Below are 22420 nucleotides of genomic sequence, written 5' to 3' on the forward strand. Positions count from 1 at the left end.
AGGATCAGAGACCAAACCATCAAACAGAGTTGATGACGCAGGTGGGTGGCTGAGCGACCATCAAGGAACCAAAATCCCAAGGAAACGTGGATGCTAGTGGTTAAACCGGAAAGCAGCATGACGGAGGACCCTTCGGCAGTCCGATTACTGTCTTCCGGCGTTCAGACGGGTTTTACGAATCCGTCGAGCACGCGCTTGCGGCCGGCCTTGTCGAAATCGATGGTCAGCTTGTTGCCTTCGATCGAGGTGATGTTGCCATTGCCGAATTTCATGTGGAAGACGCGGTCGCCGATGGCGTAGGCCGAGTCCTCCTCGCCGGTCGAGCGCGCCACCAGTTCGCCCTCGATCGTGCGCCCGCGCGGCCCGCTTTCGCCGTAGCCGATCCGCTCCACCGCGTGGCCTGAGCGGGTGCCCCAATTGTCGCGGGTGGCGTCAGAGCGGTTGCCCTGCGCGCGCTTCCAGCCGGGCGTGGCATAGGTGTTGGAAAACGGCTCGGCGCGGTCGAAACGCGACTGGCCGTAGCCGCCATAGGACACCTCGGTCTCGCCGACCTCGACATGGTCTTCCGGCAGCTCATCGAGAAAGCGCGACGGCATGGTGGATTGCCATAGCCCGTGGATCCGGCGGTTGGAGACGAACCAGATATGGCAGTGGCGCTTGGCGCGGGTGATGCCGACATAGGCAAGCCGGCGCTCTTCCTCGAGCCCCGCCCGGCCGCTTTCGTCGAGCGCGCGCTGGTGCGGAAACAGGCCTTCCTCCCAGCCGGGCAGGAACACGGTCTTGAACTCCAGCCCCTTGGCCGAATGCAGCGTCATGATCGAGACGGCATCGAGATCTTCGTTGTTTTCGGTGTCCATCACTAGCGAGACATGCTCGAGAAAGCCGCGCATGCTCTCGAAACCTTCCATGGAGCGGATCAGCTCCTTCAGGTTTTCGAGCCGGCCCGGCGCTTCCGCCGACCGGTCGTTCTGCCACATCTCGGTATAGCCGCTCTCGTCGAGGATCTGCTCGGCAAGCTCGGTATGCGGCGTTGTTTCCAGAAGATCCTGCCAGCGGTCGAACTGGGTGACGACGTCGAACAGCGCCTTGCGCGGCTTCGGCTTCAGCTCGTCGGTGTCGATCAGTTCGCGGGCGGCCGCCAGCATCGGAATGTTGCGCTCGCGGGCATAGTCGTGGACCTTGCGCACGCTGGCATCGCCAAGGCCGCGCTTCGGCGTGTTGATGATCCGCTCCAGCGCCAGATCGTCGGCCGGCTGGCAGGTGAGGCGGAAAAACGCCATGGCATCGCGGATTTCGAGGCGCTCGTAAAAGCGCGGGCCGCCGATGACGCGGTAGTTGAGGCCGAGCGTGACGAAGCGGTCCTCGAATTCGCGCATCTGGAACGAGGCGCGCACCAGGATCGCCATATCGTTCAGCGCCTCGCCCCTTTTCTGGTACTGCTCGATCTCCTCGCCGACCGCGCGGGCTTCCTCCTCGGAATCCCAGGCGGCATGGACCTGCACCTTGCTGTCGTCGGGATCGGTGCGTTCGGTGAACAGCGTCTTGCCGAGGCGGCCTTCGTTGTGCGCGATCAGATTGCCGGCGGCGCCCAGAATATGCGCGGTCGAGCGATAGTTGCGCTCCAGCCGGATCACCTTCGCGCCCCGGAAATCCTTCTCGAAGCGCAGGATATTGTCGACCTCCGCGCCGCGCCAGCCATAGATCGACTGGTCGTCATCGCCCACGCAGCAGATATTGATCGGTCCTTCGTCGCCGGCGGGGCGTTGGGCCAGGAGCCTGAGCCACATATATTGCGCGGTGTTGGTGTCCTGATACTCGTCCACCAGAATGTAGCGGAAGCGCTTGTGGTATTCCTTCAGGATATCCGGATGCTGACGGAACAGTTCGATCGGGTGCAGCAGCAGGTCGCCGAAATCGCAGGCGTTGAGCGTCTTCAGCCGGTCCTGATAGGCCTGATAGAGTTCGCGGCCGCGGCCATTGGCAAAGGCGCGGGCATCGCCCTCGGCAATCGTCTTCGGCGTCAGGCCCTTGTTCTTCCAGTTGTCGATCATGCCGGCGAATTGGCGCGCCGGCCAGCGCTTGTCATCGAGACCCTCGGCCTGGATCAACTGCTTGAGCAGCCTGAGCACGTCATCGGTATCGAGAATGGTGAAGTCGGAGCGCAGCCCGGCAAGCTCGGCATGGCGGCGCAGGAGCTTGACGCCGATCGAGTGAAACGTGCCGAGCCAGGGCATGCCCTCGACCGCGCCGCCCACCAGCGCGCCGATCCGTTCCTTCATCTCGCGCGCGGCCTTGTTGGTAAAGGTCACGGCGAGGATCTGGCTGGGATAGGCCCTTCCGGAAGCAAGAATATGGGCAATGCGGGTGGTCAGAACCCGGGTCTTGCCGGTGCCCGCGCCGGCGAGCACCAGAAGCGGCCCCTCCGTGGTTTCCACGGCATCGCGCTGCTCGGGGTTGAGGCCAGAAAGATAATCGGGCGCATCCGGCGCGCGGCGCGCGGCCATCGCTCGCGCGGCAAGGCCGGAGCGGGCGGGTGCCGCGGGCTGCGGCGCGTCGTCTTCGTCGAAAAACGGAATATTGTCGTCACCTTGATTCATGAGGCCAATCTAGTGGCTTGCATGCCAAAGGTGAAGGCGGCGCGGGAAATGAGAACAAAAAAAGCACATCCCCGGCAATGCCGGCCACCGATTATGTGCCGCCAGACGGAGGTAACATTACAATTTGGTGAGGTTTGATCTGGCGACTTGCGGAGGCGGAACCGATAACGATACTTCGGTGACAGGAATCCCGCCCCAGTTGCCAGTCCGAGGTCATGAATGCGTCTTTATCAACAGCTTGCCGTCAGTCTCGGCGTTCTGGCAGTCGGGGCCGCGGCCTGGCTCTATTTCGCGCCGGATGGCCGCGCACTTCTGGCCTCGATGGGCATTGCCGGCAATAACGAGACGGCCAGCGCCCCGTCCGGCGGCCGCGGCGGCGGTTTCGGCGGCGCCGTTCAGGTCGTTACCGCGCCGGTCACGATCGGCACGGTCAATGATCAGCTCACGGCGATCGGCAGCAGTGCTGCGATCCAGTCGGTGACGCTGCTGCCCGAGCAGGCCGGCACGATCACGGAGATCAGCATATCCTCCGGCGACAGGGTGGAGAAGGGCGACGTCATCGTCCAGCTCGATGACCGCGAGCAGGTACTGGCGCGCAACCTGGCCGAGGTCGCGCTCGAAAGCGCCGCCCGGCAGGCCGAGATCAATCGCAAGATCAGTTCCTCGATCTCCAATCTCGAAGTCTACAACGCCGAGATCGCCGAGAAATCCGCTCAACTCGATCTCGAGACGGCGGAATTGAACCTTGCCCGCCGGCAGATCGTCGCGCCGATCTCGGGCGTCGCCGGCATCGTCGGCGTCAATGTCGGCGACTATGTCACCACCTCTTCAGAGATCGTCACCATTGACGACCGCTCGGCGATCCTCGTCGATTTCGACGTTCCGGAGCGCTTTGCAACGGCGGTGGCGCCCGGCACGCCGGTGGAGGCAAGCCTGGTCGCAGCCCCCCAGAAGCGCTTTGACGGCGTGGTCGAGGCGGTCGACAACCGGATCGATTCCGCAAGCCGTACCTTCACCGTGCGCGCACGCCTCGATAATGAAAATGATGCGCTGAGAGCGGGCATGTCCTTCGACGTGACCATGCGGTTTCCCGGCGATGAATATCCGGGCGTCGATCCGCTGGCGATCCAGTGGGATTCGGAAGGCGCCTTCGTGTGGCGTATCGTCGACGGCGCGTCCGAGAAGGTCCGGGTCCGCGTGATCCAGCGCGACCCGGATGTGGTGCTGGTTGATGCAGCGCTGGAGGAAGGCGACCCCGTGATCATCGAAGGCATCCAGCGCCTGCGCGAGGGTGGCGCGGTGCGTGAGGCGAACGCGGAGGCGTCGTCATGAGCGAGGAGACCCCGCCCGGCGAAAAGCGCGACGAGATCGCTGTAGATCATTCGACCGAGCACGGCTTCACCGCGCTCTTCGTGCGCCGGCCGATCATGGCGCTGGTGTTCAACGCGCTGATCGTGGTCGCCGGCCTTGCCGCCTATTTCGGCGTCGAGGTGCGTGAATTGCCGGATGTCGACCAGCCGGTGATCACCGTGCGCACCACCTTCACCGGCGCCTCGCCGGAAACCGTTGACCGCGAGGTGACCGATGTCATCGAAGGCGCGGTCGCACGGGTTTCCGGCCTTCAATCGATGTCGTCGCAGTCGCAGACCGGCTCCAGCCGGGTGACGCTGGAGTTCAGCAAGGACACCGATATCAACGTCGCCTCGATGGATGTGCGCGACGCGGTCGGCCGGGTCGAGGGGCAATTGCCGGACGACGCCGACGAACCGCGCATCGTCAAGGCGGATTCGGACGCGCAGCCGATCCTGCGGTTGGCGGTCACCTCGTCCACGCTCGATATCGATGACCTGACCAAATATGTATCGGACAATATCGAGGACAGGCTTGCCGCCGTTTCCGGCGTCGCCGATGTCGCGGTCTATGGCGACCGGGACAAGATCTTCCGCATCGACCTCAATCAGGCAGCGCTTGCCAGCCGCGGCCTGACGGTCGCCGATCTCGCCAATGCGCTTTCCGACATGTCGTGGGACGTGCCGGCCGGCTCACTCACCAGCACTACCCAGGCGCTCGGCGTGCGCGCCACCGCCGACCTCACCACGCCGGAACAATTCGCCGATCTGAAGGTCGCCGACAATGTCCGCCTCGGCGATGTGGCGACCGTCGTCTTCGGTCCGGATACGGCTGCGACGGCGCTGCGCTACAATGGCCAGCCGGGCATCGGTCTCGGCATCGTGCGCCAGGCCAAATCCAATACGCTGGAAATATCAGAGGGTGTGCACAGGGTCATCGACGAGATCAGGCCCAACCTGCCGGAAGGCACAACGATCAAGGTTTCGAGCGACGATGCGGTGTTCATCTCGGGCTCGATCGAGGAGGTGGTCCGCTCGCTGACGCTTGCCGCGCTGATCGTGGTGGCGATCATCTTCCTGTTCCTGCGCGATTGGCGGGCGACCATCATTCCGGCGATCACGCTACCGGTGGCCCTCGTCGGCACGCTCGCCGCGATCTATCTCGCCGGCTTCTCGGTCAATATCCTGACGCTGCTCGCAATCGTGCTCGCCACCGGCATGGTGGTCGATGACGCGATCGTGGTGCTCGAAAACATCGTGCGCTTGCGCGCGCTCGGCATGGGTCCGCGTGCGGCGGCCGTGCTCGGCACGCGACAGGTCTTCTTCGCGGTGATCACCACCACGGCCACCCTTGCCGCCGTGTTCGTGCCGCTGTCCTTCCTGCCGGGACAGGCGGGCGGCCTGTTCCGCGAATTCGGCTTCGTGCTCGCCTTCGCGGTGATGCTGTCGTCCTTCGTGGCGCTGACGCTGTGCCCGATGCTGGCTTCGCGCATCCTGGTCCAGCACAAGGAGGGTAAGCCCGGGCTTGCGACGCGTCTCGGCAACGGCTTCAATCGCTTCTATGCGCATACGCTGCGCTTCGCGCTCGCCGCCCCGCTGGTCGTGCTCTCCTTCGGCGCGTTGCTGATGTTCGGCGCCTATCTCGCCTATGCCAACATCACCAACGAACTCCTGCCGAGCGAGGACCGCTCGATGCTGATGATGCGGGTATCGGCGCCGGAGGGCGTCAGCCTGGACTATACCCGCGACCGCATCCAGCAGGTGGAAGAGCGCCTGCAGCCGCTGCTCGACAGCGGCGAGATTGAAAGCGTGTTCTCGATCTCCGGCTTCGGCAGCAACACAAACAGCGGCTTCATGGTGATGACGCTCGCCCCATGGGGCGAGCGCGAGCGGGTGCAGAGCGCGATTGCCGGCGATGTCAACATGGCCGCCGGCCAGATACCGGCCGTGCGCGCCTTCGCCTTCCAGCCCAATTCGCTCAATATCAGGGGCGGTGGCAACGGGCTCAGCGTCGCGCTGGTCGGCTCGACCCATGAGAAGCTCGCGGTTGCAGCGTCCGAAATCGTGGCGGCGATGGAGGCGGATCCGATGTTTTCCGCGCCGCGTCTCAGCAATGACGCCTCGCAGGCGCAGCTAGCCCTCACGCTCGACCGCCGCAGGGCCGATGATCTCGGCATCGATATCGCCGGATTGTCGCAGGCGCTGAGGGCGCTGCTCGACGGACGCTCGGTCGGTGAGGTGTTTATCGACGGCGAATCCTATGACGTGCAGCTTCGCTCCGACACCCGCAAGGTCGATGACCCGACCGATCTCAGGAATATATTCCTGAAGGCAGGCGACGGCCGCATCGTGCCGCTGTCCACCATCGCCACGCTGGAGGAAAAATCGATCGCGCCGACGCTGGAGCGCGAAAACCAGCAGCCTTCGGTTTCGCTGTCATCCAGCCTCGGGGAAGGCGTCGCGCTGGGCGAGGCCTATCAGCGGCTGGTCGAGATCGCGGAACCGCTTCTGCCCCCCGGCGCCCATGTCGAGGCACAGGCGGAAGCCGCCGCGCTCGATGAGAACGCCTCGGGCATGACCATGGTGTTCGGCTTCGCGATCATCATCGTGTTCCTGGTGCTGTCGGCCCAGTTCGAAAGCGTCTGGAGCGCGCTGATCATTCTGGCGACCGTGCCGTTCGGCATCGGCTGCGCTGTGATCGCGATGCTTCTGACCGGCACCAGTCTCAACATTTACTCCCAGATCGGCCTTGTACTGCTGATCGGGGTAATGGCCAAGAACGGCATTCTGATCGTCGAATTCGCCAACCAGCTTCGCGACCGGGGCGAGGGGGTGCGCGATGCGATCGAGCATGCCACGCTTCTGCGGCTGAGGCCAGTGATGATGACGATGATCTCCACCGTGCTCGGCGGCATCCCGCTGGTGCTGGCCTCAGGTGCGGGGGCGGAAGCGCGCATCGCGCTCGGCTGGGTGATCGTCGGCGGGCTCGGTTTCGCGACCATCGTGACGCTCTACATCACCCCGGTCGCCTATCTGATCCTCGCCCGCTTCTCCAAGCCGAAGGTCGATGAGGAGCGCCGCCTGAACGCCGAGATGCACGACGCGACATTGCTGGGGCATCATTAGCGCTACCGGGAAATCCGTCGGGCGCAGCTTGCGGAATCATCCGCCATGCTGTTGTTATGGAGACCAGCCGGAAGCTCCGGCATTTTGCGAACAGAGGGGAACACCATGATCAGGACCATCGCTATTGCTCTTTCAGGCTTGCTGCTGCTTGCCGGATGCTCTTCGACCGGCGGCGAAGACGTCGCGCCGCAGGAAGTGTCGGTGACGAATATTTCCGTTTCCGATCCGGGCGCCTATATGGACAGCCAGGAGCAGGCGTTCCGTGATCAGCTCAAGGACACCGGCGTGACGATCATCCGGACGCCGAAATATATCGCGCTGGTGTTCCCGTCCTCGATCACCTTCGAGACCGACAAATACGACATCGTTCCCGAATTCACGCCGGCGCTCGATACCATTGCCGCGCTGCTGCGCAAGTACAGCGCCACCGATATCGACGTGAACGGCTATACCGATTCCACCGGCTCGGATGCCTATAACCTGAAGCTGTCGCAGCAGCGCGCCAATGCGGTCGCCGGCGCCATTATCCAGCGCGGCGTCAGCCCGCAGCGCATCCTGCCGGTTGGTTATGGCAAGGCCGATCCGGTGGCGAGCAACGATACCGCAGATGGCCGCGCCCAGAACCGCCGTGTCGAAATCCGGATCGCGCCGCCGGCCGCCGCCACCACGGCTGCCGCGCCCGTGACCGCGGCGCCCATGGCCAATTGAGGCGGCTGCGCTATCTTGACAACAGGTGCGGCTGATTGTGGGATTACCCCCGAGAAGCCGCACATTCGCGCCATATGATTGCCGCAAAGAAACGGCTTCAACATTGGCGAAGCTTTCAACTCTGAGGGACACCATGCTGAAGAAAATCACGATTGCAGCCGTAGGCCTTGCCTTTCTTGCCGGCTGCACGACGACCGACCCGTATTCGGGCCAGACCGTCAACAACAACACCGGCACCGGCGCGCTCGCCGGCGGCGCGCTCGGCGCGCTGGCGGGGCTTGCCGTGGGTGGCGATGCCAAGGGGGCCGCGATCGGCGGCGCGCTCGGCGCAATCGCCGGCGGCGGCATCGGCGCCTATATGGACAACCAGGAACGCGAATTCCGCCAGGCGCTCGCCGGCACCGGCGTTTCCGTTGTTCGCAACGGCGACATGCTGACGCTGATCATGCCCGGGAACGTCACCTTCCCGACCGACGAGTATTCGATCCTGCCGAATTTCTACTCGACGCTGAATGCGGTTTCGACGGTGCTGCGCAAATATGACCGCACCGCTGTCAACGTCAACGGCTACACCGATTCGACCGGCTCGCTCGAATATAACCAGCGGCTTTCGCAAGAGCGCGCCAACAGCGTGGCGAATTACCTGATCCGGTCCGGTGTTGGCGGCAACCGCATTTCCGCCGTCGGCTTCGGCCCGTCCAACCCCGTCGCCTCGAATGCGACGCCGGAAGGCCGCGCCCAGAACCGCCGCGTCGAGGTTCAGATCTCCGCCGTCAAGATGTAACGGCAAAAGGCGGCCGTCGGGCCGCCTTCCTGGCTTTGCATGTCATGAGAAAAGGTCGCGCCCGGCGCGGCCTTTTTTTGTATTTTACCGCAGCCTGAGATTGACGGGCATTCTGCCTTCGGGCTCGCCGGCGATATAGATATGGATCTTCACGGCGGGCGCGATCGAGCGGGCGGCGCGTTCGCTCTGGCTGGAGAGCAGTCCGACCAGTTCGCGGGCCTTGTAGCGCCCCTGGAAGCGGGCGTAGTCGGCGAGCTTCTGGGCGGCTTCCTGCAGCGGGTTGAGGCTGCTGCGGCGATCGATGGAGAGAGATGATTGGCCTGACATCATACCTAAACGCTGTTTCCTGGTCACGTCTATCCTCATACGCAAGACACTCAAGGATTTACCGGCGGTTTGGAGCGCGTTGGGGCGAGGTGCGGCTATTCGAACTTTCGCTGTTCTTGCTTTCCAAAACCTTACTCTGGAGCGTAAGGCGGAAACCTTTCAAAAGCCTTTACGAAAAACGCCGGCCCGTTATCGGGGCCGGCGTTTTATTGTCGTAAACAGCCGAAATATGCCGTCAATTCATGGCGTCTACTGGAGGCTGGCCCAGCAGCTCACGCCGTTCTGCTTCAACGTCCGGCAGGCGCGCACGGCCTCTTCCTGATCGGAGAAGCCGCCGAAACGGGCGCGGTAGACCGACTGGCCGCCGGTATTGTAGGCGAGCGCGAAGGGCTCGGTGCTGTCGAGCGCGCCGCCGGCCTTGCCCTTGGTGTTGGCGAGAAGCGCCCTGGCGGCTTCCGGCGTGGCGGCGGTGCCGACCTGAACCACCCAGCCGCGCGACGCACGCACCGAACCGGTCTTGATCGAGGTGTCGGGCTGCGAAGCCTCGGCGGCCGGAACGATCGCTTCGCCCACCGCATCGGCAACGCCGTCGGCGGTTTCGAGAATGTCCTCGACGCTCAGACCATCGTCATTGTCGGCCGCCCTACGCGCGCTCGGCACCGGAACATTGGCGATCAGCTCGGCCTGGGGGCCGGAGAGGACTGCCGGGGCGGCGGCCGCTGTGTTGTCGTTGGCATAGGCAAGCGCGACGCCGCCGGTCTGGCTCGTGGGCCGTGCATAGGGGATCGGTCCGGTCTTGGGGAACACCATGGCGGCTGCGACGATCGGGCCGCCGCTGCTCTTGGTGCGGGCGATCACGAACTGCTTGCGGCCATTGGAGGCCTTCGGCAGGTAGGTGGTGATCAGCCGGGTCGCCCACTTGTCGCGGCTGGCGCCGGTCGCGCCGCCCATGACGACGGCAACGATCGAACGATTGCCGGAAATGGCCGAGGTCGCGATGTTGAAGCCGGAAGCATTGGTGTAGCCGGTCTTGATGCCGTCGACGCCCTGAACATTGCCGAGAAGGCGATTGTGATTGCCGATCGTGGTCTTGCCGAACTTGAAGCTGCGGGTGCCGAAATATTTGTAGTACTGCGGAAAATGCTGGCGCAGCGCGATGCCGAGACGGGCCTGGTCGCGCGCCGTGGTCTTCTGCGCGCTGTTCGGCAGGCCGTGGGCATTGCGGTAGGTCGTCTTCGTCATGCCCAGCGCATGCGCCTTGTTGGTCATCATCTTGGTGAAATTGGATTCCGAACCGCCGAGGAGTTCGCCAAGCGCGGTCGCCGCGTCATTGGCGGAGCGGGTCACCAGCGAATAGATGGCCGTCTCGACACTGATCGAATTGCCGGCGCCGATGCCGAGCTTGGTCGGCGGCTCCGCGGCTGCGTTCTTGGAGAACGGCACTCTGGTGTCGAGCGTGATGCGGCCGTCGTCCAGCGCCTCGAAGGTCAGGTAGAGCGTCATCATCTTCGTCAGCGAGGCCGGATAGCGCGGCGCGTCGGGGTTTTCGCCGTAAAGCACCTTGCCGGTGTTGACGTCGATGACGATGGCGGCGTCATTGCTGTCGGCGCGCGCTGGGGCAAAACCGGTCAGCAGAATCGTGAAGGCCGCGAGAAGGATCGCGGCCGCTGAAAACCGGCTCTTGGGGAATCGGCTTGTTGCCTGTCTCTGCATACGAAAAACTCTTGCGAATTCTGGCGGTTGATGTTTGCTGGCGGTTCCGTGGCCGGATGATACCGGCCCGGAAAGCACATTGCTAGACTGTCGGTGAGTGTGCGCAAATCGGGGTTAATATCCCATTAAATCCGCGGGCGATTGGCGTGGTTTATTTAAGAAGGCACGCATATGCAAAGCCTTCTTTCCAAGTCCCGGCCGATCGGATATCACACCCGCAAACAGGAGTGCGATCATGCAGACACCGCGAACGGGCGGCGGCCGGATGGATCATGAACGGCATCGCGAGCCAGCCATCAACCTGCCGCCGGTGGTGGTCGGCGCGCTGGCCGTTCTGTTTGCGATCTTCCTGGTGCAGGAATTCCTGCTTTCCTATCGCACCAATGTGATGATCTGGCAGGAATTCGGGTTCCTGCCGGTGCGCTATGCCCACAGTCTTTCGCAACAGGGCTGGGCGTGGCTGTGGTCGCCGCTTACCTATTCGCTGCTGCATGGCGGCTGGACGCATATCGTTTTCAACGCCATCTGGCTGGCGATCTTCGGTGCGCCCGTCGCCCGGCGCATCGGGGCCGTGCGGTTCCTGATCCTGTGGGTAGCGAGCGCGGCGGCTTCTGCGTTTTTCTTCGCCGCCACGGATTGGGGCGCGGTCACCGTGCTGATCGGCGCGTCCGGCGTGGTCTCGGCCTATATGGGGGCGGCCTGCCGCTTCGTGTTCGCCGGCGGCCGGTTCTTGCCGCAGGCGCATCTGGGGCCGCGGCTTGCCATTACCGATGTGTTCCGCGATCGCACCGCGCGCGCCTTCGTGCTGGTCTGGCTGGCTGGCAATCTGCTGATCGCGATCGGCGTCAGCTTTGCAGGCGTCAGTGCCGGCGAAATCGCCTGGCAGGCCCATATCGGCGGCTTTCTGTTCGGTTTCCTCACCTTCCCGCTGTTCGACGTCAAGCGGCCGCGCACCCTGGTTTTCTGACCCGGTCACGGTTTCCTTGCAATCGCCCTAAACCTCATGCACCATTCGACTTTGCGTGGCCGGCCGGAGGCGGACACGCGTCGGCGCCGTAAACGAGGAGGTTTCGATGTCCATTACCGTGAGAATGATACTTGCCGAGAAGGGCCGCGCGGTCGTGACCGCGAAGGGCGATACGTCGATTTCGGAAGTCGCGACGATCCTGCATCAAAACCGCATCGGCGCGGTCGTGATCGTCGGCAAAAATGACAGCATTGTCGGCATTTTCACCGAGCGCGATCTGGTCGGCGCGATCAGCAAGCACGGCGCGGGATGTCTTTCCCAACCGGTTTCGACGGAAATGACCGAGAATGTCTATCGCTGCGACGAGGGCGTGAGCGTCAACGAATTGATGGAGGTGATGACCAAGCGCCACTTCCGTCACGTTCCCGTCGAAGTCGACGGCCGTCTCGCCGGAATCATCTCGATCGGCGACGTCGTCAAATCCCGCATCCGCGAGGTCGAGCAGGAAGCCGAGCACATCAAGTCGTATATTGCCGGATGAGGGGAACGCCTTCTTTCTCGGGCCTTTCAGCCAATAATCTCTCCCCTTGAGGGAGAGATGCCCCGAGAGGGGTGAACCCTTTCTGCGAACTCGGCTTTTAGGGCTTGCGCCCTTTACCCCTCTCTGTCGCTTTCGCGACATCTCCCCCTCAAGGGGGGAGATTGTGGGCTGCGAGGCTGCGGTAAAACCGGACGCTTCAATGTACTGAGATTCGCGGAAATGGGAGGTGAACATCTCCCTCCCGAAAATCCCTATTCCCCGCCATACACGTCCTTCGGATCGAACGCCCTGTCATCGTCGATGCTGGTCAGCACGGCCTTGCCGCCCTCGATCGAGGCGGAGCGGTAGAAGCAGGAGCGGCGGCCGGTGTGGCAGGCGGCGGCGTGGCCGGCCATGGTCACCTTGATCAGAACCGCGTCCTGGTCGCAATCGGTAAGCACCGTCTCGACGCGTTGAAGATTGCCCGAGGTCTCGCCCTTCTTCCAGATCGCCTTGCGTGAGCGGCTGTAATAGTGGGCAAAGCCGGTCTCGAGCGTCAGCGCCAACGCCTCGGCATTCATATGGGCGAGCATCAGCACGGCGTTGTCGCGCGCGTCGGTGACCACGGCGGTGACGAGACCGTTTTCATCAAAACGCGGGGTGAAGTCGCGCGATTCATCGAGCAGGGCCTTGTCCTGCGGCGGCTTTTCGAAATTCAGCATGGCTTTTCCCGTTTCCGGCGGTTTAAATAGACCCGGATCGGAACCTTGGCAATCGTGTGCTGCGGGCTTGTTGCGACAGCGCCGAAAACCCATCTTCCGGATGAAGCATTGAAAAGACGCGCCGCAGGGTGACCGATGGACGATATCTATTCCGCGAAAATATTGCAGCATGCCGGCAATGTGACCCGGCTTGGCATTATCGAGGGTGCCGACGCATCGGCCTCGGCGCATTCGCGACTGTGCGGTTCGAAACTGACGGTCTATCTCGACCTCGCGGATGGCCGCGTCAGCGGCTTTTCCCACGAGTTGAAGGCCTGCGCGCTCGGTCAGGCGTCGTCCGCGATCATGGCCGAGACCATCATCGGCGCGACGCCGGCGGAAATCCGCGATGCCCGGGACAAGATGCGCGCCATGCTGAAGGAAGGCGGGGAGGGGCCGGACGGCCGCTTTGCCGAGATGCGCTGTCTCTTACCGGTGAAGGATTATCCCGCCCGTCACGGCTCGGTGATGCTCACCTTCGAGGCCACCGTCAAGGCGCTCGATGCGCTGGAACGCGGCCCCGCTCTGGCCGAGGCCGTCGGGCGCGATGGGTAGCGGGCATTCGCGCAATTACAGCGGACCCTTTCCGAAGACGCCGGGCCGGCTTCTGGGTCTCGGCCTGATCCGGTTCTACCAGCTCACCTTTTCAAGCCTGATCGGCCAGTCCTGCCGGCATCTGCCGACATGTTCGGAATATGGCTATGAGGCGATCGCCCGCCACGGGCTGTGGACGGGCGGGTTTCTCACCCTGTTTCGCGTCGGGCGCTGCGGGCCGGGCGGCACTTGCGGCTTCGACCCGGTGCCGGAAAAGCTGGACCCGCGCTGGCACTGGTATACGCCCTGGCGGTTTTATCAGGCGGGACGCCGTCACGCCTCCTGAAGCCGGGCGATGACCAGATAGCCGGGCGTCGGCTGACCGTTTTCCATCCGGACATTGATGTCGGTGACTTCGACCGTTTCAAAACCGGCGTTCTTCAGGCCGGTCTCGATATAGGCAAGGCTGTGGCCGAAGCGGTGATGCGGGCCGACGGCATAGCCGGCACCCTTCAGCCGTTCCTCCGGCAGGGTCTCGGCGGAAAAGGCGAAGATGCCGCCGGTCTCCATATTGGCGGCAGCGCCCTGAAACAGCGCATCGAGCGTGCCGAGATAGGGCAGCACGTCGGCTGCGATCACCAGATCGAACGGCGTCTCGTCGCTTTCCTCGAGGAATTCCTCGACCTCGGCAACGAACAGGGTGTCGTAGAGCCCCTTTTCGTAGGCGATCTCGACCATGTTCTCGGAAATATCGAGGCCAGTGATATCGTCAGCCATATCGTTGAGCGCGTCCGCGCCAAGGCCCGTGCCGCAACCGAGGTCCAGCATCCGCCGGAACGGGCCGAGCGCAAGCGCCTGGAACCGCTGGCGGATGGTCATCGGCACGCAATAGCCAAGCTGTTCCACCAGAATATCCTCGAAATCATCGGCATGCTGGTCGAACAGCGTCTCGACATAGGCGCCGGGCGCTTTCAGCGGCGTATCGCCGAAGCCGGTTGCGGCAAGGCGCACCGCAGCGCCGCCATGGTCTTCCGGGTCGATCGCCAGCACCTCGCGATAGGCCTCGGCGGCCTCGGCAAGCCTGCCTTCCTTTTCCAGCGCCAGCGCCCGGTTATAGGCCTTTGCCAGCTTCTTCTCGTCGATCTTGCGCGCCATCGCCTCAGCCTCGTGTCTTTCGGCCTACGCTCTATGCCGGGTCGCGGGATGGCGCAACAGCCGATTTACAGCGAACCGAACTGTATTCGGGCCTGTTCGAGCTCTTCCGGGGTGTTGATGTTGAAGAACGGATCGCTATCGCCGGTCATTTCGAAATCCACGAACCGGTGCGGGTGGCGCTCCAGAAAGCCCATCAGCCTCCTGTTGCCGCCCGCAAGCCAGGCGGCAAGATCATCGGCAAGCAGGCGCGGCCAGAGGGCGAAAACGGGATGGACGCGGCCGTTCGAGCGCGCGGCAATGATTTCGCTGGGGGTGGGGGCTGCTGCGGCTAGCCGCTCGACGAAATCCGCCGGGAAAAACGGCGTGTCGACGGCGATCGAGGCGATATGGGATGCCGACCCGCCCTCGAAATGGCGAAGCGCCGAAAGGATGCCGGAGAGCGGACCTTTGTGCTCGCCGACGCCATCGGTGACGACGGGAGCGCCGGCGAATTCCGCCATCGCCCCATCATGGCGGCTGATGACCACCGGTCCGCTTTGTGCGGAAATACGGGCAAGGGCATGGGAAAGCAGCGTGCCACCGCCGAAGGCGAGCATCGCCTTGTCTTCGCCCATGCGCCGCGAGGCGCCACCGGCGAGAATGACGGCCGGAATGCGGTCAGGTTTCGTCAATCGCGCAAGACCTCCTCTTCGGCGCGCGCCAGCAATCCGCCGCCCTGCGGGCCGCCGGGCTGGGTGGTTTCGCTGAGCGGCTCGATACCCTTTTGGCGTTCGCGGTAGAACGAGTAAAGGCCCGCGCCGACGACGATCGCGCCGCCGATCAGCACGTTCACGCCCGGATAGGTCGCAAACATGATCATGCCGAGGATGGTCGACCACAACAGCCCGGTGTAGCGGAACGGCGCGACATAGGAGATATCGGCCTTGCGCACGGCAAACACGATGAACTGGTAGCCGATCAGCAGAAAGCCTGCCGCAAGGACCAGCAGGCCGACGAGCGGCCAGCGCATCAGGTCCCAGTCCTGTTCGATGGTGCCAAGCCCGGCGCCGCCGATGGTGAGCAAAGCGGAGGTCGACAGGGTGATCACGATCGCCGGCACATCGGTGCGGATCGCCTTGGTGAGCAGGTCGCGGGCGGTGGCGAAAAGCATGGCGATCACGACGTAGAGCGCGCCGCTCTCAAAGCCCGCGGGTCCTGGCTTGATGATGATCATCACCCCGATGAAGCCGGCGATGATCGCGCTCCACCGTCGCCAGCCGACGGGCTCGCCCATGAACAGCGCCGCGCCGAGCGTTACGGCGAGCGGCAGGCATTGCAGGATCGCCGCCGCATTGGCAAGCGGCATCGCCTTCAGCGCCTCGAGATAGGCGATGGCGGCGACAAGCTCGCATGCGCTGCGGATCAGAACCCGCGGCTCGAACACCGCCCGCATGTGCGAAAACACGCCCGCCCGCCAGGCGATGATCAGTGCGATGAACATGACGATCAGGCCGCGGAAGAACATGATCTGCCCGACGCCGATCTCCTCGGTCAGCTTTTTCACGATCGCGTCGTTGATCGAAAAGCTGGCCATGCCCGCGATCATGAACAGCGCGCCGGAAAGATTTGAGGAAATACGCATCATTCGCCCATATTTTGATCATTCGGTTCATATCGCCGAACCGAGTGTGGGGGAAGACGCGTTGATGCTTTATATTTTCAGCCGCCGGTCATGCTCATGTGGCGGGCGACGGCGACGCGGGAGGTTTTCTCGTCGAGCTCGAAATTGTGTTCTTTCGGCTTGCGGGCGATGGCATTGTCGATGGCGCGGTGGAGCGCTGCGTCATCATCCGGATTATCGCGCAGCACGGCGCGGAAATCGGCATTGTCGTCCTGGCCGAGGCACATATAGAGCATGCCGGTGCAGGTGAGGCGCACCCGGTTGCAGCTTGCGCAGAAATTGTGGCTGAGCGGGGTGATGAAGCCAAGCTTGCCGCCGGTCTCGGCCACATTGACGAACCGTGCCGGCCCGCCGGTGTCGAGCGGGATGTCGGTGAGCGTGAAGCGCTCCTCAAGGTCGCGGCGGACCTTCGACAGCGGCAGATATTGCGCGGAGCGATCGGTATCGACCTCGCCGAGCGGCATCGCTTCGATCAGGGTCAGGTCCATGCCCTCGCCATGGGCAAAGCGCAGCAGGTCGGGGATTTCGGCCTCGTTGAAGCCGGCGAGCGCCACGGCGTTGAGCTTGACCTTCAGCCCGGCGGCGCGCGCGGCCTCAAGCCCCGCCATCACCTTGTGAAAATCACCCCAGCGGGTGATCTCGCGGAATTTCTGCGGGTCGAGCGTGTCGAGCGAGACGTTGATGCGGCGCACGCCGGCGGCATAGAGATCGTCGGCAAAGCGCGAAAGCTGCGAACCGTTGGTGGTCAGCGTCAACGCGTCAAGCGCGCCGTCCTCAATGCGGCGGCCGAGCGCCTCGATCAGATGCATCACATTCTTGCGCATCAGCGGTTCGCCGCCAGTGAGCCGCAGCTTGCGCACGCCCTTGTCGATGAAGGCGTTGCAGAGGCGTTCGAGTTCCTCCAGCGTCAGCAGGTCGCGTTTCGGCAGGAAGGTCATGTTTTCCGCCATGCAATAGGTGCAGCGGAAATCGCAGCGGTCGGTCACCGAGACGCGCAGATAGGTGATCGCGCGCCCGAAAGGGTCGATCATCGGCGCGGGTTTTTCGTCCGCTATCTCGCTGAAATGCCGGTTCACGCAAAATCTCCTTGCCGGGAAGATGTTCTTCGGGTTGGCAAGCGTCAAGTCCGGTGTCAAACAAAGCTCTGTGAATTGGACGGAAAAGGGAGCCGGTTTTGACAGCGACACCGACGGAGATCAGGGTCTCGAAGGACCGCAAAAGCCTGACCGTGACGTTTGACGACGGCGCCCGCTACGCGCTGCCGGCCGAGATGCTGCGGGTCCTGTCGCCTTCCGCCGAGGTCAAGGGTCATGGTCCCGGCCAGGCGGTGACGGTGCCGGGCAAGCGCAATGTCGAGATCATGACGGTCGCGGCCGCCGGCAATTACGCGATCCGCATCGGCTTCGACGATATGCACGACAGCGGCATCTATACCTGGACCTATCTGCGTGAGTTGGGCGAGGACGGCGCGCGCATGTTCGCCGACTACGAGGCGGAGCTTGCCGCAAAGGGCATGACCCGCGACCGGGCCGAGCGGCCGCGCTGAAGCCTTATTCCTGGCGCGGCGCGGCCAGCAGCGCCCTGGCTTTTTTCGGTCTCGATTTGCCGCCGAGAATGTCGGCGATCCAGTGCAGTGAAGGAATGTTCTCGCACACGGTCAGGAGCGCGATCGTGATCGGCACGCCAAGGAAGGTGCCGAACAGGCCCCACATGAAGGTCCAGAAGAAGATCGAGAACACCACCACGAAGGGTGAGATCGAAAGCGTCGATCCCGAGACCATCGGCTCGACATAATTGCCGATGATGAACTGGATGAGGTTGAGCGAGACAAACAGAACCAGCGCCGTTTCCCAATACTCGAACTGAATGACGCCATAGAGCGAGGGAAACACGGTGGCGATCACCGAGCCGATGAACGGGATGTAGTTTAGCGCGAAGGCGATCACGCCCCATTCGATGGGGAAGTCGAGCCCGGTAACGGTTGCCGCGCCCCAGAACAGGAAGCCGGTGATCGCGCTCATTTCGGTTCTGACGAGCATATAGCGGCCGAATTTACGAGCCGTTTCATGGGCAATTCTGACGGCTGAAGTCGCGAAACCGGGCTGGTTGATCGCATCGAGCTTGGTGCGCAGCTTGTCCACCTCGGTCAGGCCGAGCACGACATAGGCGAGAACAATCAGCCAGAAGCTGAGCGTGGTGCTGGCCTGCCCGGTAATTTGCCTGACAGTGCGAACCACGAGCCCGACATTGAAGACGTCCGACAGGGAACTAGCAACCGCAATTCCTTGACCGTCGAACCAGGCGACGGCGTCCTGATAGGCGGCCTGCAATTGCCACGCGGCTTCGATGAACGACGTCGCGACGCGGGAGAAGCCCCAGATCACCAGCGTGGCGAAGATCACGAACACGACGATCGTGGAAATGACGGTAAGCGCCAGCGCCGCCAGCGCCGGCATGAATCTCTGCAGCGCGTTCTTGATCGGCCAGGTGACGGCGATGATGAACAGCGCCAGCGCCACCGGCTTGAGGAATCCCGCCGCCCCGCGGATCGCCAGCAACAACAGGATCACGAAGATCAACGATGTGACGACGGTGACGCCGCGCCGCGATCCGGCTGGTTCAGGCATATATGTCTCGCAAATGTCTTGCTTGAGCGGAGCTATATGAAAATGTATCGTCCCCGTCTGTCATGCGCAAGCAGAACTGCATAAGCCGAGGAGAGGCGACATGAGCGAATTCATCGACGAGGCGGCGAGCCCTGAACAGGTGCTTGCATTCTGGTTCGAGGAGGTGACCCCCAAGGACTGGTTCCAGCCCGACGATGTGGCGGCGCTCGACCGCACAATCCTCTACCGCTTCTTTTCCACCCACCGGGCTCTGGCGCAGAAGATTGAAGGTCCGTGGCGGGCAACGCCCGAGGCGCAGCTTGCCGCCGTGATCGTGCTCGATCAGTTTCCCCGCAATATCTACCGCGCGACGCCGATGGCCTTTGCCACAGACCGGCTTGCGCTCAGGGAAGCCAAGTTCGCGGTGGCCAGCGGCGCGGACCAGGCGGTGCCGGCGGACCGGCGTGCCTTCTTCTACATGCCGTTCGAACATTCCGAAAAGCTGAAGGACCAGAAACGCTCGGTCGAACTGTTCAAGGCGCTCGGCAATGAGGAATACTCCCGCTTTGCCGAAAGCCATCGCGATGTGATCGCCGAATTCGGCCGTTTTCCCCACCGCAACGCGATCCTGAAGCGCCGCTCCACCCCTGCCGAGCGGACCTATCTTTCGAGCGATGAAAACACCGGCTGGGGCCAGAAGTGACAAAACCGGGGCGGCGGCAAGGGTCGCTGCCTTGAAATTGACGCGCTGCTCGTCAAGAGCACCGGTGCAGGACACGTGAAAGGGCCAGCAGTTTGATTTGGCGAGGCGGCGCAAGGACGGTGACTTTCGGCATTCTGTATCTGGCGCTGGCGCTCGTCTTCGCATTGCCGGCGGTGGGCGCTTATGCCCAGGAAACCGGCCAGGCTGCCGCCCCTGCGACGGGGCAGCAGACCGCAACGCCGACGGCAAGCGACGCTTCCGCTGCGCCGGCTGCGGGAGCGCCGCAAGCAAGCAGCCCAGCGGCGGCGGACGCGACGCCGACCGATCCGTTCGTTCAGGACATGCAGGACCGGCTGAGCGGGTTTTCGCAGACGCTCTCGACAGTCACCAACTCGCTTAGCGGTCGACCACCGGGCACCGATGCGCTTGTGAAACTGCAGACCGAGGTGGACCAGCTCCAGATCGAACTTGCCAAAACGCTGAGCGCGACCTCGGACCGGCTGACGGAAGTGCGCGCGCAGCTTGCCGAACTCGGCTCCGCGCCAGGGCCGGGCGAGACCCCGGAACCGGCGGTCACCACGGACGAGCGCAACAAGCTTTTGGCCCAGCGTTCGGAAATCAATGCGCTGTCCGATCAGGCCCAGAAGCTGAGCACCGCCGCCAATCAGGCTTCTGCCGATATCAGTCGCATAAGGCGCGAGCAATTCGCCGAAACACTGTTTGCCCACACCGAACTGACGCAGTTGTTCTCCTCCGATTTCAGCCGTCTGCTGGCCGCCGAGATCACGGCTTTCAGGGTCTCATACGGCGGATGGCTGAACTATATCTGGAACGCGAAGCGGCTGCCTTTCCTGGCCGCCATGTTCCTTTCGCTGCTGGCGGCGGTGTTCTCCTATCGCATCTCCAGCCGCTACCTGGAGCGCACCAAGCTTGATTTGGAGGAGCAGGAACCCGATTACGTGGCCCGGCTTCTGGCGAGTTTCTGGACCACGGCGATCCCGAGCCTGGCGCTGCTTGCCTTTCTTATCGTTTCCTATGTCCTGTTCATCAGTCTGAACATCTTCCTGCCAGATGTGGAGCGCTTCGTGCGCGCGGCCTATGTTTCGGCCGCCATCATCATTTTCGTGTTCCTGCTGTCGCGCAACGTGCTGACGCCGCTTCGCCCGCAATGGCGGCTGGTGCCGGTCAGCAACCCGGCCGCGCGCAACCTGACGCTGGCCTTCACCGCGCTTGCCGCGATCAACTGGATCGATATCCTGCTCGACGTCCTGAACGACACGCTCGATGCCGACCTGCGCCTCGATGTCGCGCGCAGCCTGGTCTCCTCGGTGCTGATCGGCGGCATACTCATTGCGGTGTCGTTTATCCGGCCCCGCGCGCCGATGGGCGGCAAGACGGCGCAGAAGCGTTCGTTCAAGATTCTGTTTCCTTCCATCATCGCCGCTTTGACCCGGCTCGTCGGCATTTTCATCGTGCTGGCGGCGCTGATCGGCTATGTGGCGCTCGCTCGTTTCGCCGCCAATCAGGTGGTGCTGACGGGCGGGGTACTGATAACGATGTATCTCGGCATGCTGCTCGGGCAGGCCGTGTCGCAGCCGGGCAGTTTCGCGAGAACCGGCTATGGCAGGCATTTCGTCAACCGCTTTGGCATATCGAGTGTGCGCAGCGACCAGATCTCGCTCGTTCTCGGACTTGTGACCTACGCGGCGACGCTTTTTCTCGGCATTCCGATGATCCTGTTGTCATGGGGCGTGCGCTGGGAGGAGATCAAGCTCTGGGCGGGCAACAATCTGACCTCCGTCACCGTCGGATCGATCACCATCTCGCTTGGCGGCATCCTGATCGGCGTGTTGCTGTTTGTCGGCGGCTATCTCGGCACCCGCTGGTTCCAGGGCTGGTTCGACAACAATGTGCTGCTGCGCTCCAAGGCCGACGCAGGCGTCAGAAATTCAGTCAAGACCGGCATCAGCTATCTCGGCATCGTGCTTGCCGGCCTGCTGGCGATTTCGGCCGCCGGTGTCAATCTGTCGAGCCTTGCGCTTGTCGCCTCGGCGCTCTCCATCGGCATCGGCTTCGGGCTGCAGACGATCGTCTCCAACTTCGTCTCGGGCCTTATCCTGCTGGCGGAGCGGCCGTTCAAGGTGGGCGACTGGATCGTGTCCGGCACCACGGAGGGCTTCGTCAAGCGCATCTCGGTGCGCGCCACCGAGATCGAGACCTTCCAGCGCCAGTCGATCATCGTGCCGAATTCGGAGCTGATCAACGCCTCGGTCGGCAACTGGATGCACCACAACCAGATGGGACGTTCCGAGGTGGCTGTCGGCGTCTCCTATGACAGCGATCCCCGCACCGTGATGAACATCCTGATGGAGATCGGAACCTCGCACCCGCTGGTGCTGCAAAACCCGGAACCGATGGTGATCTTCATGGGATTCGGCGAATCGACACTCGATTTCGAGCTGCGCGTCTATCTCGCCGACGTCTTCAACGGCATTTCCGTGCGCAACGATATAAGAGTGGCGATCTTCGAGCGCTTCCGCGATGAGGGCATCACCATCCCCTATCCCCAGCGCGACCTGCACATCATTCCGCAGAAAGAGCGCCACGACGAACTGGCCAACTCGATCCGCAAGCAGATGCGCAAGGCAACGCCCGCGCCGGTCGAAAGCGAAACCGCCCCATCCTTCGACCATCCCGATGCCGGAAACGACGACGGCGGCGAGCGCTGACCGGCGCGCGAGCGCATGATTTTCAGCGCGTCGCGGCCACAAGACTGCATGTCGCAAACGGGCTGTTGGCGGGGCTGCGCGCGTTGCATAGTCAGGTGAAGAACGGCCCGTAGACAAGCGAGCCAGTTTGCGGACAGACTCCACCTTCTTGGGGTCACCCTCGGGCTTGATCCGAGGGTCC

20 protein-coding genes are annotated in these 22420 nt (G+C 63.2%); 11 read left to right on the forward strand and 9 right to left on the reverse strand.

Annotation, left to right across the window (positions count from 1 at the left end):
• Positions 1-161: 161 nt before the first annotated feature.
• Positions 162-2597, reverse strand: a complete 2436-nt coding sequence (locus K7H91_RS22595) for an ATP-dependent helicase (RefSeq protein WP_230722455.1) — start codon at positions 2595-2597, stop codon at positions 162-164.
• 219 nt (positions 2598-2816) lie between these two features.
• Here K7H91_RS22595 and K7H91_RS22600 point away from each other — a divergent pair, with 219 nt between their 5' ends.
• From K7H91_RS22600 to K7H91_RS22615, 4 genes are all read left to right on the forward strand, one after another.
• On the forward strand, positions 2817-3929 hold the full coding sequence (locus tag K7H91_RS22600; protein ID WP_230722456.1) for an efflux RND transporter periplasmic adaptor subunit: 1113 nt from the start codon (positions 2817-2819) through the stop codon (positions 3927-3929).
• Positions 3926-7072 (forward strand): efflux RND transporter permease subunit, encoded by a 3147-nt coding sequence (locus tag K7H91_RS22605; protein WP_230722457.1) that lies wholly within the window; start codon positions 3926-3928, stop codon positions 7070-7072. Before K7H91_RS22600 ends, K7H91_RS22605 begins: the two co-directional genes overlap by 4 nt.
• A gap of 105 nt (positions 7073-7177) precedes the next feature.
• Positions 7178-7780, forward strand: coding sequence for an OmpA family protein (locus K7H91_RS22610; protein WP_230722458.1), 603 nt, complete (start codon positions 7178-7180; stop codon positions 7778-7780).
• A gap of 133 nt (positions 7781-7913) precedes the next feature.
• Entirely contained in the window at positions 7914-8564 is a 651-nt protein-coding gene (locus K7H91_RS22615; RefSeq protein ID WP_230722459.1) for an OmpA family protein, read from the forward strand.
• An 84-nt stretch (positions 8565-8648) separates the two neighbouring features.
• On the opposite strand, the gene K7H91_RS22620 is transcribed toward K7H91_RS22615, so the two are convergent.
• Both K7H91_RS22620 and K7H91_RS22625 read right to left on the reverse strand, forming a co-directional pair.
• On the reverse strand, positions 8649-8894 hold the full coding sequence (locus K7H91_RS22620) for a hypothetical protein (RefSeq protein ID WP_230722460.1): 246 nt from the start codon (positions 8892-8894) through the stop codon (positions 8649-8651).
• 246 nt (positions 8895-9140) lie between these two features.
• On the reverse strand, positions 9141-10604 hold the full coding sequence (locus tag K7H91_RS22625; RefSeq protein WP_230722461.1) for a D-alanyl-D-alanine carboxypeptidase: 1464 nt from the start codon (positions 10602-10604) through the stop codon (positions 9141-9143).
• Positions 10605-10839: 235 nt separating this feature from the next.
• Here K7H91_RS22625 and K7H91_RS22630 point away from each other — a divergent pair, with 235 nt between their 5' ends.
• Together K7H91_RS22630 and K7H91_RS22635 are read left to right on the forward strand one after the other, a co-directional pair.
• Positions 10840-11571 carry a rhomboid family intramembrane serine protease gene (locus tag K7H91_RS22630; protein WP_230722462.1) on the forward strand — a complete coding sequence of 244 codons (732 nt, stop codon included), beginning with the start codon at positions 10840-10842 and terminating at the stop codon, positions 11569-11571.
• Between the two features lie 106 nt (positions 11572-11677).
• Entirely contained in the window at positions 11678-12112 is a 435-nt protein-coding gene (locus K7H91_RS22635) for a CBS domain-containing protein (protein ID WP_230722463.1), read from the forward strand.
• A gap of 251 nt (positions 12113-12363) precedes the next feature.
• On the opposite strand, the gene hisI is transcribed toward K7H91_RS22635, so the two are convergent.
• Positions 12364-12813 carry a phosphoribosyl-AMP cyclohydrolase gene (gene hisI / locus K7H91_RS22640; RefSeq protein WP_230722464.1) on the reverse strand — a complete coding sequence of 150 codons (450 nt, stop codon included), beginning with the start codon at positions 12811-12813 and terminating at the stop codon, positions 12364-12366.
• Positions 12814-12948: 135 nt separating this feature from the next.
• On the opposite strand from hisI, the gene K7H91_RS22645 reads away from it, so the two are divergent.
• Both K7H91_RS22645 and yidD read left to right on the forward strand, forming a co-directional pair.
• The gene (locus K7H91_RS22645; RefSeq protein ID WP_230722465.1) at positions 12949-13407 is read left to right on the forward strand and encodes an iron-sulfur cluster assembly scaffold protein; all 459 of its coding nucleotides are present in this window, start codon (positions 12949-12951) and stop codon (positions 13405-13407) included.
• Positions 13400-13732, forward strand: coding sequence for a membrane protein insertion efficiency factor YidD (yidD, locus tag K7H91_RS22650; RefSeq protein ID WP_230722466.1), 333 nt, complete (start codon positions 13400-13402; stop codon positions 13730-13732). Before K7H91_RS22645 ends, yidD begins: the two co-directional genes overlap by 8 nt.
• On the opposite strand, the gene K7H91_RS22655 is transcribed toward yidD, so the two are convergent.
• The 4 genes from K7H91_RS22655 to moaA form a co-directional block, all read right to left on the reverse strand.
• Positions 13720-14541: a methyltransferase domain-containing protein gene (locus K7H91_RS22655; RefSeq protein WP_230722467.1), complete on the reverse strand. Its 822-nt coding sequence runs from the start codon at positions 14539-14541 to the stop codon at positions 13720-13722. The genes yidD and K7H91_RS22655 overlap by 13 nt on opposite strands.
• Before the next feature lie 65 nt (positions 14542-14606).
• The gene (gene mobA / locus K7H91_RS22660; RefSeq protein WP_230722468.1) at positions 14607-15212 is read right to left on the reverse strand and encodes a molybdenum cofactor guanylyltransferase MobA; all 606 of its coding nucleotides are present in this window, start codon (positions 15210-15212) and stop codon (positions 14607-14609) included.
• Positions 15209-16162 (reverse strand): DMT family transporter, encoded by a 954-nt coding sequence (locus K7H91_RS22665; RefSeq protein WP_230722469.1) that lies wholly within the window; start codon positions 16160-16162, stop codon positions 15209-15211. Before K7H91_RS22665 ends, mobA begins: the two co-directional genes overlap by 4 nt.
• Before the next feature lie 77 nt (positions 16163-16239).
• Positions 16240-17232, reverse strand: coding sequence for a GTP 3',8-cyclase MoaA (gene moaA / locus K7H91_RS22670; RefSeq protein ID WP_230722485.1), 993 nt, complete (start codon positions 17230-17232; stop codon positions 16240-16242).
• Between the two features lie 143 nt (positions 17233-17375).
• Here moaA and K7H91_RS22675 point away from each other — a divergent pair, with 143 nt between their 5' ends.
• Positions 17376-17747 (forward strand): gamma-butyrobetaine hydroxylase-like domain-containing protein, encoded by a 372-nt coding sequence (locus K7H91_RS22675; protein ID WP_230722470.1) that lies wholly within the window; start codon positions 17376-17378, stop codon positions 17745-17747.
• Between the two features lie 4 nt (positions 17748-17751).
• Here K7H91_RS22675 and K7H91_RS22680 read toward each other — a convergent pair whose 3' ends face one another.
• Complete coding sequence (locus K7H91_RS22680; protein WP_230722471.1) at positions 17752-18828, reverse strand: AI-2E family transporter; 1077 nt, start codon at positions 18826-18828, stop codon at positions 17752-17754.
• Positions 18829-18928: 100 nt separating this feature from the next.
• Here K7H91_RS22680 and K7H91_RS22685 point away from each other — a divergent pair, with 100 nt between their 5' ends.
• Both K7H91_RS22685 and K7H91_RS25775 read left to right on the forward strand, forming a co-directional pair.
• On the forward strand, positions 18929-19510 hold the full coding sequence (locus K7H91_RS22685) for a DUF924 family protein (protein WP_230722472.1): 582 nt from the start codon (positions 18929-18931) through the stop codon (positions 19508-19510).
• A 119-nt stretch (positions 19511-19629) separates the two neighbouring features.
• Entirely contained in the window at positions 19630-22239 is a 2610-nt protein-coding gene (locus K7H91_RS25775) for a mechanosensitive ion channel family protein (RefSeq protein ID WP_230722473.1), read from the forward strand.
• Positions 22240-22420 lie beyond the last annotated feature (181 nt).

This window comes from Martelella mediterranea (assembly GCF_021021415.1).
Lineage (GTDB): Bacteria > Pseudomonadota > Alphaproteobacteria > Rhizobiales > Rhizobiaceae > Martelella > Martelella mediterranea_C.

Bases quoted from the DNA above. Each gene is read 5' to 3' on its own strand.
- K7H91_RS22595 (WP_230722455.1), bottom strand. From the start codon at position 2,597: ATGAATCAAGGTGACGACAATATTCCGTTTTTCGACGAAGACGACGCG.
- K7H91_RS22600 (WP_230722456.1), top strand. From the start codon at position 2,817: ATGCGTCTTTATCAACAGCTTGCCGTCAGTCTCGGCGTTCTGGCAGTC.
- K7H91_RS22605 (WP_230722457.1), top strand. From the start codon at position 3,926: ATGAGCGAGGAGACCCCGCCCGGCGAAAAGCGCGACGAGATCGCTGTA.
- K7H91_RS22610 (WP_230722458.1), top strand. From the start codon at position 7,178: ATGATCAGGACCATCGCTATTGCTCTTTCAGGCTTGCTGCTGCTTGCC.
- K7H91_RS22615 (WP_230722459.1), top strand. From the start codon at position 7,914: ATGCTGAAGAAAATCACGATTGCAGCCGTAGGCCTTGCCTTTCTTGCC.
- K7H91_RS22620 (WP_230722460.1), bottom strand. From the start codon at position 8,894: ATGATGTCAGGCCAATCATCTCTCTCCATCGATCGCCGCAGCAGCCTC.
- K7H91_RS22625 (WP_230722461.1), bottom strand. From the start codon at position 10,604: ATGCAGAGACAGGCAACAAGCCGATTCCCCAAGAGCCGGTTTTCAGCG.
- K7H91_RS22630 (WP_230722462.1), top strand. From the start codon at position 10,840: ATGCAGACACCGCGAACGGGCGGCGGCCGGATGGATCATGAACGGCAT.
- K7H91_RS22635 (WP_230722463.1), top strand. From the start codon at position 11,678: ATGTCCATTACCGTGAGAATGATACTTGCCGAGAAGGGCCGCGCGGTC.
- hisI (WP_230722464.1), bottom strand. From the start codon at position 12,813: ATGCTGAATTTCGAAAAGCCGCCGCAGGACAAGGCCCTGCTCGATGAA.
- K7H91_RS22645 (WP_230722465.1), top strand. From the start codon at position 12,949: ATGGACGATATCTATTCCGCGAAAATATTGCAGCATGCCGGCAATGTG.
- yidD (WP_230722466.1), top strand. From the start codon at position 13,400: ATGGGTAGCGGGCATTCGCGCAATTACAGCGGACCCTTTCCGAAGACG.
- K7H91_RS22655 (WP_230722467.1), bottom strand. From the start codon at position 14,541: ATGGCGCGCAAGATCGACGAGAAGAAGCTGGCAAAGGCCTATAACCGG.
- K7H91_RS22665 (WP_230722469.1), bottom strand. From the start codon at position 16,162: ATGCGTATTTCCTCAAATCTTTCCGGCGCGCTGTTCATGATCGCGGGC.
- moaA (WP_230722485.1), bottom strand. From the start codon at position 17,232: ATGATCGACCCTTTCGGGCGCGCGATCACCTATCTGCGCGTCTCGGTG.
- K7H91_RS22680 (WP_230722471.1), bottom strand. From the start codon at position 18,828: ATGCCTGAACCAGCCGGATCGCGGCGCGGCGTCACCGTCGTCACATCG.
- K7H91_RS22685 (WP_230722472.1), top strand. From the start codon at position 18,929: ATGAGCGAATTCATCGACGAGGCGGCGAGCCCTGAACAGGTGCTTGCA.